This is a genomic window from Actinoplanes sp. L3-i22 (assembly GCF_019704555.1).
Classification (GTDB): Bacteria; Actinomycetota; Actinomycetes; order Mycobacteriales; family Micromonosporaceae; genus Actinoplanes.
Map to the genome: position 1 here is coordinate 6,058,857 of NZ_AP024745.1, position 13,466 is coordinate 6,072,322.

Sequence of the window (13,466 nt, forward strand, 5' to 3'; positions counted from 1 at the left end):
GTTTTTTCGGTGGATCGGGGGTCCTCCGATCTGGTGGGGGCCGGTTTCCTCAACGCCGGCTGCGCCGTTCCGATTGTCGAAGGCAGGAAAACCGGTACGTGCCTGGGGAGGGCGAGGATGGACGAGAACCGTTGCTGGGAGATCATCGAGGCGGCCCGGGACGAGGCCGGTCCCGCCTGGGACGATCTCGACGGCCGGCTGGCGGCGGCTCTGGTCCGGCAGCTGACCGCGCTGGCGCCCGAGCAGGTCGCCCGGTTCGGTGACTACTTCCGGGCGCTGCAGTTGCGGGTGCACCGGGAGGATCTGTTCATCGCGGCGTTCCTGATCCACCACGGCTGCGGCGACGACTCGCTCGGCGACTTCAGCGCCGGGCTGGTCGGCCTGGGCCGCGACTGGTACACCCGGGCGCTCAAGGATCCGGACTGCCTGGCCGAGCATCCGGCGGTGCGCGGGGTCGCGGCCGGCCGGGTCGACTTCAGTGTCCTGCTGACCGAGCGTTTCCGGTACGCGCCGCTGCGGGCGTTGCAGGCGCTGACCGGTGAGGAGTACGACGGCTACTACGACTCGACCGAGCCGGTGTACCTGAGTGACCCGCCGCCGTCGGTGACGCCGCTGCCGTGCCGGCTGGCGGGGCTGGCCGCGTTGTTCCCGCAGCAGCAGGTGTACCTGCGGCAGTTGTACCCGCAGCTGACGGCCTAGTTCTCCGGCTGGCGCTGGCGCAGGTAGGCCAGTACGGCCTCGCGGGTGGTGCGCACCCCGAACAGGGCGCGGGCCTCGGCGATGCGGCGGTTCGCGGTCCGCAGGGAGAGGAACTCGGCGGCGGCGGCCGCCGCGATGGTGTCGCCGGCGGCCAGCCGGTCGAGCAGGGCGCGTTGTTCCGGGATGAGGCTGGCGACCGGGTCGGCGTCGTCGGTGCCGCGCTGGACCGCGCCGATCCGGCTCAGGTCGTCGATCAGGGCGCGCCCGGCGTACGACTCGGGGTCGCACAGCACGACCACACCGGCGCCGCGGGCGGCGGCCAGCACGGCGAGGCGGACGGTTTCGATGTCGTCGTCGCCGATCCGCCCGTGCAGCACGATCCGGGCGGCGGTGACGTCCCATTGCGGGTCGGGCAGGGCGAATCCGGGGCGCGCCGTCCAGCCGTCGCGGGCCAGGCGGCGCAGCACGGTGTCGGCGTCGCCGGCAGTGGCAACTACGTGGCGTGGTGCGTCGGACTGTGGGTTCACCGGCCATCCTCGCTGTTGTCGCTGGTGTCGGGACGGGTCGGGGACACGGCGAAGGCGAGCGCGGCGGCCTCGGTACGGGTGCGGGCGCCGAGTTTGCGCATGCTCGCACGGATGTGGGTGTCGACGGTCTCGCTGGAGATGCCGAGCTGCCCGGCGATCCGGCGGGTCGGCTCGCCGGCCGCGACCAGCCGCAGCACGTCCTGTTCGCGCTGGGTGAGCCCGCCCTGCGAGCGGCGGCCCCGCACGTCGCGGTGCACCCGGTGCTGGCGCAGCCCGCGGCGGGCCCGGCCGGCCAGCACGGTCAGCCCGGCACCGTCGGCGAGCTCCTCGGCGCGCAGCAGCGCGGCCACTGCCCGGTCCCGGTCCGGGTCGGTCAGCCCGGCCGCGATCAGGCAGCGGATCTGTTCGCGCAGGGCGATCGGCTGCCAGCTGTCGGCGGCGGCCGGGAACCCGGTGCCGACCGCCCACGCGGTCAGCGTGCGCCGGGCCGGGCCGGGCAGCCCGGTCGGCACCGGCGAGCTGTCCGGCACGCCGAGGTCGTGGGCGGCCCACCGGGCGGTGATCGCGTGCAGGCCGGCGAGCAGGCCGTCGCCGGTGTCGTCGGTGTCGCCGCGTTCGGGTTGCCCGTCGAGCCAGGCGGCCTCGCGGGCGACCCAGTCGGCGGCCGGGTGCCGCGGCGCGGTCTTGAGCCGGCCGCGGGCGGCGGCGAGCAGCCCGGTGTCGGCCTCGATCAGCGCGGTCGCCGCGGTCGCGTACGCCCGGGCCTGTTCGGGCAGGGCCAGGTCGGTCAGGTTGCCGGCCTGGCGCAGCAGGCTCTCGGTGCCGTCGCTGGGCCCGTGCAGGGCCAGGGCCCAGTCGGCGGCGGCCAGGAACCGGGTCTGCCACCCGTAGGACAGGGTTTCGGCGGCGGTCGCGGCGGCGCGCCGGGCGACGTCGGCGGACTCCTGCAGGCGGCCGTCGGCGGCCAGGTGCTCGACCAGCAGCCAGGCGCTCCACCGGCTGATCAGCGGGTCACCGGCCGGGTCGGCGGCCGCGGTCAGGTCGGTGTCCCAGCCGGGCACCCGGTGCTCCGCGCGGACCGCGGCCAGCGCGGCGGCGACGCCGGGCAGCGGCTGCGGGTGCCGGGCGGTGATCTTCTCGGCCAGGTCCAGGGCCGACATCGGGGCGGTGGCCAGGGCGGCGAGCAGCAGCACCCGGTCGCGGGCGGCGACGACCGCGGTCGCGGCGGCATCCGGCACCCCCCGCACGGCGGCGCCGGCCGCGTCCGGGTCGCCGGCCTGCAGCAGGGCCTCGCCGTGCAGGACGGCGACCTCCAGGGCCAGCGGTGCGGCGGCGCCGGTGGCCCTGGCGCCGGCGGCGGCCAGCACGGACGCGGCCTCGCCCGCCCGGCCGGCGACCAGCAGCGCGTCCGCGGCGGCCAGCCGGACCCGCAGGTCGACGGGGGTGTCCAGGCCGCAGGCGAACAGCAGCAGGGACGCGCGTTCCCCGCCGGTGGCCTGGTCGGCGGCGGCCAGGGCCTGCCGGTACGCCCCGGCCGGGTCACCGGCGGCGGCCAGGTGCCGGGCGGCCTCGGCGGGCGGGGTCAGCTGGGCCAGGCGCTGGTGCATGTCGGTGCGGGCGGCGGCGTCGAGCAGCCCGGCGGCGGTCTCGGCGACGTACGCCGACACCGGGTGCAGCGCGCCGCCGGGTTCGGTGTCGACCAGGCCGGCGGCCTGCAGGTCGGCGGCGCCGGGGCCGAGCAGCGCGGCGGGGGCGGGCCGGCCGAGCAGCCCGAGCGCGGCCAGGGCGGTGCGGGCCGGGCGGGGCAGGTCGGCCAGGGCGGTGGCGATCGCGTACGCCATCTGATCGATCTCGGCCGAGGCCGGGGCCCGGCCCGCGGCGGCCTGCCGGGCCAGCGCGATGATCGCGAGGGGGTTGCCGCCGGCCCGGCCGGTGACCGCCGCCAGGGTGGCCTCGTCCAGGCGGGCCGAGGTGCGCCGGGCCAGGGTCAGGGACTGCTCGCCGGTCAGCGGCGGCACCGGCAGCCAGGCGGTGGCCGCCTCGCGCAGCGCGTCGTGCAGGTCGGCGGGCAGCCGGTGCGGGGTGCGCAGCGCGACCAGCACCCGGCAGGAGCGGGCCAGATGCGCCAGCGCGGCGACCGTGGCCGGGTCGCAGTGCTGCAGGTCGTCGAGGATCAGCAGGCCGCCGCGGACCCGGGAGCGGACCGCCTCGGCGAGCAGGTGCACGTCGTCGCCGGGCAGCCGGGCCCGCACCGCCCGGGACAGGGCGAGGGCGGGAACGCCGGCGAGCATGGCCAGGCCGCCGCCGGCGTGCACCGGGCCGGGCACCGCGGCGGCGATGCGCTGCAGCAGGGTGCTGCGGCCGCAGCCGGGTGGGCCGGTGAGCACGACGAGGGCTGGGCCGTGACGCAGAGTGGAGGATGCGGCCAGGTAAGGCTCGTCCGCCACTAGTTGTCCTCCTTGCCTGGCACGAACACGGGATCCCGCCGGCGGTGTCGGCATCCGTAGTCTGTGCTGCGGACAGGTAACCGAACCTGCTCCAGGAGCGAGAAAGGTCCCCGTTTCGTGACGCCGACTGCCGCCTTCTGCACATTGTCGCTGACAGTGTGCTCAGCTCGCGAGTCGCGGTGACCGGCCCGCTCAGCACCCGGCTGGCTACACTGTGTCACGAGATCGTCACGGATTTCGACTCCGATGCTGGTGGCCAGGTACGACAGATCGGCAACCGTCTACACGAACCGTTACGGGTCGCGATCGCCGGGCGCCTGAAAGCCGGAAAGTCGACACTAGTAAACGCCCTTATCGGCAGGCGGGTCGCCCCTACCGCGGCCGGCGAGTGCACCCGGGTCGTCACCCGGTTCCGCTACGGCCCCGCCGACCGCGTCGACGTCGTCACCCGCGACCACCAGCGCCGCAGCCTCCCGCTCGACGACGACGGCATGGTCCCGGCCCGCCTCGGCGTGCCCGCGGCCCGCATCGCCTACGTCGATGTGACCCTCACCAATGACCGATTGCGGACACTGACCGTCGTCGACACCCCCGGCCTGTCCTCCACCGACACCGCCTCCAGCGACCGCGCCGCCCACGTCGTCGGCGACGCCCCCTTCGACGACGACATCGACGCCGACTCCGCCGCCGAGGTCGCCACCGCCGAAGCCGTCATCTACGTGTTCACCCAGGCCGTGCGCGCCGACGACGTGCGCGCCCTGGACGCCTTCCACGACGCCTCGGCCCGCCTGGCCACCAGCCCGATCAACGCCCTCGGCGTCCTCGCCAAGATCGACACGCTGGCCGGTGGCGCCGACGACCCGTGGCCGGTCGCCGCACCCCTGGCCGCCGGGCAGGCCGGCCTGCTGCGCCGCACCGTCGGCGACGTCGTCCCGCTGGTCGGCCTGCTCGCCGAGACCGCCGGCGCCGGCCGGCTCACCGACGCCGACCGCGACGCCCTGGCCGCCCTGGCCGGGCTGCCCGCCGACGAGCTGGGCCTGCTGCTCACCTCCGTCGACCTGTTCCGGACCTTGCCCGCCCCGGCCGGCCCGGAACGCCGCGAACGCCTGCTCGGCCGCCTCGACCTGTACGGCATCGGCTTCGCCTGCGCCCAGCTCGCCGCCGAACCCCGCCTGGGCACCGGCGAACTCGCCCGCCGCCTGCTCGCCGCCTCCGGCATGCCCCGCCTGCAGCAGACCCTGCAGCAGTCGTTCGGCTGGCGCTCGGACGCGATCAAGGCCGGCTGGGCGCTGACCCGCCTGGAACGCCTCGCCGGGCACACCGCCGACCCGCGCCTGCGCACCACGGTCCGCGACGCCCTCGAAGAGGTCCTGCGCGACCCCGCCTACCACCGGCTGCGCCTGCTCGACGCCGCCCAGCGCGCCGCCACCGGCGCCGTCCGGCTGCCCGCCGACCGGGAGAGCGAACTGATCCGCCTGGCCACCTCCGAGGACCCCCGCTGGATCCTCGACCTGCCCCGGGCCGGCCGCGACGAGCTCGGCACCGCGGCGATCGCCGCGGCCGGCCGCTGGCGCGCCTACGCCGTCGACGGCGCCGGCCCCGCCCAGGCCCGCATCGCCCACGTCGCCCACCGCGGCTTCCAGCTGCTCGCCCAGGAGGTACGCCGATGCGCGACCTGACCGCGACCATGGACACCGCCGTCCGCGACGCCCTGTCCTACCTGCGCACCACCGACATGGACGCCGCCGCCGACCTGGCCGAGCTGCGCCGCACCCAGCTGACCCGCCCCGGCGTGGTCGTCGTCGGCGAGACCAAACGCGGCAAGAGCTCCCTGGTCAACGCCCTGCTCGGGGTCCCCGGCCTGTCCCCGGTCGACGCCGCCGTCACCACCGCCGCCTACCTGAGCTTCGTCCCCGGCGACACCTGCACCGCCCGCGCCTGGCTGCCCGAGGGCGGCGAACCGGTCCCCGTCGACGACCTCGCCGACTGGGCCGCCGGCAAACGCCGCGCCCGCCGCATCGAGGTCACCCACCCCGCCCCGCTGCTGCGCTACCTGAGCCTGCTCGACACCCCCGGCGCCGGCGGCCTCGACCCGGTCCACGCCACCGTCGCCCTCGACGCCGTACGCCGCGGCACCGCCCTGCTCTTCGTCGCCGACGCCTCGGCCCCGCTGTCCAAACCGGAACTCGAGTTCCTCGCCCAGGCCGCCGAACGCGTCGACGCCGTCGTCTTCGCCCTCACCAAGATCGACGCCTATCCGCAGTGGCGCGGCATCGCCGACGACAACCGCGGCCTGTTGCAGGCCCACGCCCCGCGCTTCGCCTCGGCCCCCTGGTTCCCGGTCTCGGCCCGCCTGGCCGAACTCGCCCTGGCCGCCGACGGCCCCCGCCAGGCCACCCTCGCCGACGCCTCCAAGATCCCGAGCCTGCAGCACGCCCTGATCGAACTCGCCGGCCGCGGCCACCAGCTGCAACTGGCCAACGTGCTGCGCGCCGCCCGCGGCGAGCTCGGCCGCCTCGAAGGCCAGGCCGACGCGAAACTGCAGGCCGCCACCGCCGACCCGGCCCGATCCGCGCAACTGCGCGCCGACCGGGCCGCCCTGGCCGGCCGCAAACGCACCGAGTCGCGCCAGTGGACCCTGCTGCTCAGCGCCGAGGTCCAGCGCGCCCGGGTCGAGACCGTCGGCGCGCTGCGCAGCCGGATCGCCGAGATCCAGCAGGAGCTGTCCACCCGCATCGAGAAGCTGCGCGGCCCGGACCTGGCGAAACTTCCCGACGACATCGACGTACACCTGCAGGCCGTGGCCCTTCAGATGTCCGAACGGCTGGAAACGACCTTCGGGCAGGTCGCCGCGCACGTCCTGGACAGCGCCTTCGACGAGGCCGAACGCGACGCCGCCCTCGGCAAGGTCAACGCCACCCTGCGGCACGCCCTGGCCGCCACCCCGCCGCGCGACGGCTCCGGCGACAACCTGCTGATCGCCCTGTCCGCCGGCGGCATCGCGTTCATGGCCGGCCGCGGCGCGGCGCTGGGCCTGTCCATCGTCGGCGCGGCCGGCGGCCTGCTCATCCCGGTCGCCGGGATCGGCCTCGGGCTGGCCGCCGGCGGCTACGTCCTCTACCGCCGCCGGGTGCACACCGACCGCCAGCACGCCCGTACCTGGCTGCGCGACGTGCTCGCCGAGGCCCGCGCCGCCCTGGCCGACGAGATCACCGTCCGCTTCACCGACCTGCAGTACGCCCTGTCGGTCGCCCTCGACGACGCCACCGGGCGCCGCCTGCGCGACCTGGACGCCCAGATCGCCGACCTGGACGCGGCCGCCGCCGAGGACGCCGCCGGCCGCACGAGACGCCGCGCCGCGGCACAGCAGGAACTGGACGCAGTACGAGTACGGGTACGGCAGGCCGACGAGGCCCTGCTCCGGGCACGGGCCCTGACCCCGGCGCCGATCGACGACGAGAGGTAGAGATGAGCGACCACTGGGGCGGCTTCGACCACCACGACGACGTACCGGATTTTTCCGACAGTCACGACATGCCGGACCTGCACGACATGCACACCCCCGAGCTGGATGACCACCACGACGACTACGAGCACCCCGAGGTGCAGCACCACGACGCCGACCACGAAACCGACACTCCGGAAATATCCGAAACGCATGAGACGCTCCCGGTCGTCGACGACTTCCCCCCGGCCCTGGAGGTCGGCGACCTGCCCGAACCCGTCGACGGCTTCCCCTGGGTCGACGCCGCCACCCTCGGCGCCCCCGGCAACTACGACAGCCCCGACGACCCCGTCGACCCGCACGAACTCGCCGCCTACGCCGGCATCGAGGTCCCCGACGGCGCCGACCCGTGGACCCTGCTGTCCGCCTCCGACGACCCCGCCGTCGCCGCCCTGGCCCGCTGGTGGACCCCGGATGAACAGTGACCTGCGTCTCGCCTGAACGCCGCCCGGATGACATCATGTGCGCGCACCGACCCACACCCAGGAGCGCACACGATGGCCGTCACCGGCACCCCGACCCCCGCCACCGCCGGTAAACGGGAACGCACCGGCTGGTACTTCTACGACTGGGCCAACTCGGCGTTCTCCACCACGGTCATCACCGTCTTCCTCGGCCCGTTCCTGACCAGCGTCACCGAACAGGCCGCCGGCTGCGCCATCGACGCCGACGAGTGCCACGCCACCGTCCACCCACTCGGCATCACCGTCGCCGCCGGCTCCTACTTCCCCTACCTGGTGTCCCTGTCGGTCCTGCTGACCGTCTTCGTCCTGCCGGTGATGGGCGCCGTCGCCGACCGCGCCCCCCGCAAGAAACCCCTGCTCGCCACGACCGCCTTCATCGGCGCCGCCGCCACCGTCGCGATGGCCTTCGTCACCGGCGACCGCTACCTGCTCGGCGGCCTGCTCTTCCTGATCGCCAACATCGCCTTCGGCGCCTCCGTCGTCGTCTACAACTCGTTCCTGCCGCAACTGGCCGGCCCCGACGACCGCGACAAGATCTCCAGCCGCGGCTGGGCCATCGGCTACCTCGGCGGCGGCGTCCTGCTCCTGCTCAACCTCGTCGCCGTCACCCTGTACACCGAGGACGGCAACCCCCAGCGCACCCTCGACCTGGCCCGCTGGTCGATCGTCTCGGCCGGCGTCTGGTGGGCCGCGTTCACCCTGATGCCGCTGCTCTGGCTCCGCGAACACCCCGGCGCCGAGAGCACCGGCGAAAGCCGCAACGTCGTCACCGACGGCTTCCGGCAACTCGGCCACACCCTGCGGGCCATGCGCGCCTACCCGCTCACCCTGGCCTTCCTCGGCGCCTACCTGATCTACAACGACGGCATCCAGACCGTCATCAGCCTGGCCAGCCAGTTCGGCACCGAAGAACTCAAACTCGAACAGTCCACCCTGATCATCACGATCCTGATCGTGCAGTTCCTCGCCTTCGGCGGCGCCCTGCTGCTCGGCGCCCTCGCCACCCGCATCGGCGCCCGCAACACCATCCTGGTCAGCCTCGGCCTGTGGCTGTTCGTCGTCGTCGCCGCATTCTGGCTACCCGCCGGCGAACCCGTCTGGTTCATGCTCCTGGGCGCCGGCATCGGCCTGGTCATGGGCGGCAGCCAAGCCCTCTCCCGAAGCCTGTTCTCCCAGCTCATCCCGGCCGGCCGGGAAGGCGAGTACTACGGCTTCTACGAGATCAGCGACAAGGGCACCAGCTGGCTCGGCCCGCTCTTCTTCGGCCTGATCTTCCAGCTCACCAACAGCTACCGCCTCGGCATCGTCTCCCTGGTCGTGTTCTTCCTCGTCGGCGGCGTCCTGCTGGCCTTCGTCCCGATCCGGCGGGCCATCATCGCCGCCGGCAACACACCCCCGACACTGACCTGATGGACATCACCGTCGACCCCGGCTCCCCCACCCCACCCTACGAACAGGTCCGCCTGCGCATCGCCGCCCTCGCCGCCGACGGCCACCTCACCGCCGGCGAGAAACTCCCACCCGTGCGCCAACTCGCCACCGACCTCGGCCTGGCCGCCAACACCGTCGCCCGCGCCTACAAGGAACTCGAACAGGCCGGCCTCGTCGAAACCCGCGGCCGCCTCGGCACCGTCATCACCGCCCGCGCCACCGGCACCTCCCGCCGCGCCCAGCACGCCGCCACCGCCTACGCCGAAACCACCCGCGCCCTCGGCATCCCCGCCGAAACCGCATTAGCCCTGGTCAAAGCCGCCCTAGAAGCCTAACTTCAAGATCTTTTATTGCCTCGGCTGCGGCCAATAACTGACCGTCGCTCCCGCGGGGACCCTTCCGGGCCTCGCAGGGCGCGGGGCGCCCAAAAACGCGAGACCCTCCAGGGCGACGTCCGCGGGTGGGCACGGTTTACCCCAAGATCCAACCCCAGGGAAGTTGTCCACACTGACGCGTCAACCACAGACCCCGAAAACGCAGCCACGCCTGCCCTACGTCTACCAGGTCACCAAATACGACCCCGCCGACCGCGACCGGCACGGCCACTACACCGGCACCGAGGACACCACCAGCGACCACGGGCCGGTCGAAACCGCCTACCTGCAAGCCGTCGCCGCCTTCGCCGACGACAGCGGCGTCGAACAGCTGGCCATCCGCGAGCCGCAACTCGCCGGCGTCGCCCACTTCGGCCTGGAACCACCGGTCGACGGCTACGGACTGGCCGGCCTCCTCCCCACCGGCATCGCCGGATTCCACGACGGGGCAACGGTGCCGATCGATGCCGGCCTGGAACTCGTCCGAGCGATGCTGCGCGACAACGGCGCCTGGTGCCGCTTGGAAGCCGAGGGACAGTTCGCCGTCCACGTCGGCTGGGACCAGTACCTCTACCTCGGCAGCAGCCGGCCCTGCGAAGCCGCGCTGACCCGCACCCGGGCACTCGGCCTGTTCCCGCAACGCCTGGACGCCTCGCCGTACGACTTCACCCCCGACGACCCCGCACACGTGCAGCGCCCCGCCGACGCCGACTTCTGGGCCCGCCTCGACTGGACCATCAGCACCCACCGCGCCACGTACCTGCAGGAGACCTTCGCCCACAACGCCTCCCGATGGCACCGCGTGAACCGCGACAACCTCACGACCGTGCGCTCCCGGCTGACCCCACGCGCACAGCTGTCCGTCTGGCCGGACCTGCTCACCGACGTCGACACGGCCGTGGCCGCCCTGCCCGACGAAGGCCTGGTGACGATCGTCCGGGAGACGGCGGACGGGCAGATCACCAGCACCGTCGCGGACGAGACCCAGTTCGACGACGTGACCGCCCAGCTTGCCGGCGCGAGAGCGGCCGGCGTCGTATCCCTGTACGCCGGCGAAGATCTCCCGCTGTTCACCGCGGTACTGCCCGACAGCGACGGCGTACTCCGCGCACGCTGGCAGACCGAGCCGACACCCAGCGACCGGAACTGGGCGTTCCTGAAGACCCTGCGGCGCGGCCAGCTCGTCACCGGCACGGTCACCTCCATCGCCAGTTTCGGCGTCACCTTCGTGGACATCGGCGGCTTCACCGCGATGATCAACATTCCGGAGTTGTCCCGGCATCCGGTCAACCACCCGTCCGACGTCGTCAGCGTCGGCCAACAGGTGACAGCCGAGATCCTCGACATCGACATGGTTCGGGAGCGAGTCCCGCTGTCACTCCGAGCAGTGCGGCAAGACCCGTGACCACAGGTGGCGCAGAGCAAAACGAGCAGCCCGGCGGCCGATTCAGTAACACACACGCCACCTGCGCCGCCGTCGGCGCCCGCCGGCCCGCCAGGTACAGACGGGGCGGGACTATCCGGCAGTGATCGGCTTGCGCATGCGGACCAGCGGGACGGCCGCCCCGCCCGCGTCGTCACTCAACCGCTCGACCGCCACGAACCCCGCCGCCCGGTACAACGGCTCCCCGGACAGCGTCGCCATCAGCTCCAGCTGCGTGAACCCCTCCGCCGCGGCCGCCTCCTCGCTCAGCGCCAGGATCAACCGGCCCACCCCACGCCGCGCGAAATCCGGGTGCGTGTACATCGCCCGTACCTTCGCAGGGTCTTTCGCCGGATCCAGCAGCGCCGCGTCCCGGCCCTCCGAATGATCACCGCCGTACAGCGTCGCCCGGCGACTCCACCCGCCACAACCGGCGATCCGGCCCTCGGCCTCGACCACGAAATAGGTACGGTCGTCGATCAGCGCCGTGTCCAGCCCCATGATCGCCCGGCTGGACGCGATCTGCGCCTCGTCCAGGAACCCCTTCTGCAACTCACCGATCGCCACCTCGATCAGCGACTCCAGCGCCGCCAGATCCTCCCGAACCGCGAACCGATACCCGAGTCCCATTCCCACTCCGTTCGTCACCGCCGACCAGCCGACAGATTGTCCCCGGCTCTCCGCCGCCACCAGCGAATTTCCACGCGCCGGACAGGGACGTTCCGCAAACATCAGGCGATATCGGCGCCCGAACCGGCCGCTCTAGGGTGTGCAACGTGCCGACCCGCCCCACCGTGCTCTGCCGCGCCGACGACCTGCACGTCGTCGAGACCCCGCGCCTGTGGGTGGTGACCAGCCGCGCCACCGACTACCTCCGGTGGTACCGCCTGTCCATCGACGACCCCCTGATCAGCGGCGACTGGCGACCCGAGGAGATCGAGACCATCCGCCGCGAGGTCACGCTCGACCCGATCGCCGACCCGATCGACTCCGAGCAGCCGCTCCTGCCGGTCAAACCGAACGAGCTCTTCTTCGCCGGCATCGACCGCCGGACCCGCCACCTGGTCGCCAACATCTCGGCCACCACCGACAAGCGCGGCGCCACCAACGTCGGCGGCGCCGTCCACCGGGACTACCGCGGCCAGGGCTACGGCCACGAGATGCTGAGCATGGTGTGCCACCTGCTGCACCGGCACTTCGGCTACGAGCGTCTGGAAGCCGGCTGCGAGATCACGAACCAGGCCAGCCGCCGCTGGCTGACCGGAGCCGGCTTCACCGAGACGACCGCCGGCGACCCCACCCACACCATGCCGAACGGCCGGATCATCCAGACGTACCGCTTCGTGTACATCGACCACGACTACGAGCTGCGCTGCCGCCGCCCACGCCCAGCCCCACCCCGCCGCCGATTCGGCTTCCTCCGGCGCGACTGAGCACCGGCGAAGTTGAGCACCGGCGAAGGCGGCCACCGGCGGGGTCAGCCTCGCCCGCACCGGCTCGCTCCAGACCCGACCCGACCGGGCGACCCCGATCCAGGGACACCCGGCGGGCCGCTGACCGATATTCGCTGGCGCCGGTGTCGCCGCCCGGGGCAAGGTCGGCGCCATGGCGACAATGCGGAAATTCCGGGCCCCGGCCACCGCCGCACGATGGACATCGACCGGCCGGCGGCCGGGGGCATCGACCGGCCGGCGCCCGCAGGCAGTGACCACCCGGCGGCCGCGCCGTGCCTGACACGCCCGCCCCGGAAGAACTGCCCCTCGACCTGCTGTTACGCCTGGCCAGGCGCGAGATCGAAGACCCCTACGGCGAAACCTCGCAGCCGGCCCTGGTCGCCCTGCACCAGCGCCCGACCCGGGAAGTCTTCGACATCGCCGCCACGCTCCTCCACGACAACGACGTCACCCAGCGGGAACTGGGCGCGCAGATCCTCCGCAACCTCGGCGACGAAGGCCCCGACGGCCGCCCCTTCCGCGTCGAGACGATCACGCTGATGCGAGCCCGGCTCCGCACCGAAACCGATCCCGCCGTACTGAGCTGGATCATCTCCGCCCTCGGCTACCACCATGGCAAGGAGGCCCTGCCGCAGGTGCTGGCCTTCACCGACCACCCGGACGACCGGGTGCGCTTCCACATCGCGGCCGCCCTGACCAGCCTGGTCGACCTCGACCGGGTGGAACCCGAGGCCGCCGACGCGTTGATCCGGCTCTGCCATGACGAGGACGACGAAACCCGCTTCTACGCCCTGTACGCGGCGACCCGCGAGATCGCCGGCCTGGACGTCCAGCGGGTCACCGACCTGGCGGCCCAGCTCACGAACGATCCCGACGAGCAGATCCAGGCGATGGCCGTCGCACACCTGGAAACGGTCCGCGAAGTCCGTGCCCTGCTCACCGACGCGGGCGCCGACGACCACCTGATCGGCCCCGTCCTGGTCACCCTCGGCTGGGCCGGCACCTCCGACGACGCCGCCCGGCTGCTGGACGAGGAGATCCGCCGCCACGCCGGCCCCACCCCGACCCTCGCGGAACGACTCGTCACCTGGTGGGCCGACCGGGAAGACCGCACCTGGGGCTGACCAGACGACGTACCGAAA

12 protein-coding genes are annotated in these 13,466 nt (G+C 73.4%); 9 read left to right on the top strand and 3 right to left on the bottom strand.

The window, feature by feature from the left end; genetic code table 11:
* Positions 1–117: 117 nt before the first annotated feature.
* The gene (locus L3i22_RS27195) at positions 118–699 is read left to right on the top strand and encodes a DUF4240 domain-containing protein (protein WP_221320370.1); all 582 of its coding nucleotides are present in this window, start codon (positions 118–120) and stop codon (positions 697–699) included.
* Here the strand turns inward: L3i22_RS27195 and L3i22_RS27200 are convergent.
* Entirely contained in the window at positions 696–1,226 is a 531-nt protein-coding gene (locus tag L3i22_RS27200; protein WP_221320371.1) for a LuxR family transcriptional regulator, read from the bottom strand. The genes L3i22_RS27195 and L3i22_RS27200 overlap by 4 nt on opposite strands.
* Positions 1,223–3,673: a LuxR C-terminal-related transcriptional regulator gene (locus tag L3i22_RS27205; RefSeq protein WP_255657165.1), complete on the bottom strand. Its 2,451-nt coding sequence runs from the start codon at positions 3,671–3,673 to the stop codon at positions 1,223–1,225. Before L3i22_RS27205 ends, L3i22_RS27200 begins: the two co-directional genes overlap by 4 nt.
* Before the next feature lie 179 nt (positions 3,674–3,852).
* Here L3i22_RS27205 and L3i22_RS27210 point away from each other — a divergent pair, with 179 nt between their 5' ends.
* The 6 genes from L3i22_RS27210 (at position 3,853) to L3i22_RS27235 (ending at position 10,852) form a co-directional block, all read left to right on the top strand.
* Positions 3,853–5,352, top strand: coding sequence for a dynamin family protein (locus L3i22_RS27210; RefSeq protein WP_221320373.1), 1,500 nt, complete (start codon positions 3,853–3,855; stop codon positions 5,350–5,352).
* A complete protein-coding gene (locus L3i22_RS27215; protein WP_221320374.1) occupies positions 5,340–7,139 on the top strand; it encodes a dynamin family protein in 1,800 nt (599 codons plus the stop codon). Before L3i22_RS27210 ends, L3i22_RS27215 begins: the two co-directional genes overlap by 13 nt.
* Before the next feature lie 2 nt (positions 7,140–7,141).
* Positions 7,142–7,603 (top strand): hypothetical protein, encoded by a 462-nt coding sequence (locus tag L3i22_RS27220; protein ID WP_221320375.1) that lies wholly within the window; start codon positions 7,142–7,144, stop codon positions 7,601–7,603.
* 72 nt (positions 7,604–7,675) lie between these two features.
* Positions 7,676–9,052: an MFS transporter gene (locus L3i22_RS27225; RefSeq protein WP_221320376.1), complete on the top strand. Its 1,377-nt coding sequence runs from the start codon at positions 7,676–7,678 to the stop codon at positions 9,050–9,052.
* Positions 9,052–9,408: a GntR family transcriptional regulator gene (locus L3i22_RS27230; RefSeq protein WP_221320377.1), complete on the top strand. Its 357-nt coding sequence runs from the start codon at positions 9,052–9,054 to the stop codon at positions 9,406–9,408. Before L3i22_RS27225 ends, L3i22_RS27230 begins: the two co-directional genes overlap by 1 nt.
* A 163-nt stretch (positions 9,409–9,571) precedes the next feature.
* Positions 9,572–10,852 carry a S1 RNA-binding domain-containing protein gene (locus L3i22_RS27235; protein WP_255657166.1) on the top strand — a complete coding sequence of 427 codons (1,281 nt, stop codon included), beginning with the start codon at positions 9,572–9,574 and terminating at the stop codon, positions 10,850–10,852.
* A 111-nt stretch (positions 10,853–10,963) separates the two neighbouring features.
* On the opposite strand, the gene L3i22_RS27240 is transcribed toward L3i22_RS27235, so the two are convergent.
* Complete coding sequence (locus L3i22_RS27240; protein WP_221320378.1) at positions 10,964–11,500, bottom strand: GNAT family N-acetyltransferase; 537 nt, start codon at positions 11,498–11,500, stop codon at positions 10,964–10,966.
* A gap of 146 nt (positions 11,501–11,646) precedes the next feature.
* On the opposite strand from L3i22_RS27240, the gene L3i22_RS27245 reads away from it, so the two are divergent.
* Together L3i22_RS27245 and L3i22_RS27250 are read left to right on the top strand one after the other, a co-directional pair.
* The gene (locus L3i22_RS27245) at positions 11,647–12,303 is read left to right on the top strand and encodes a GNAT family N-acetyltransferase (RefSeq protein WP_221320379.1); all 657 of its coding nucleotides are present in this window, start codon (positions 11,647–11,649) and stop codon (positions 12,301–12,303) included.
* A 293-nt stretch (positions 12,304–12,596) separates the two neighbouring features.
* Positions 12,597–13,448: a HEAT repeat domain-containing protein gene (locus tag L3i22_RS27250; protein ID WP_221320380.1), complete on the top strand. Its 852-nt coding sequence runs from the start codon at positions 12,597–12,599 to the stop codon at positions 13,446–13,448.
* The last annotated feature ends 18 nt before the right edge of the window (positions 13,449–13,466 follow it).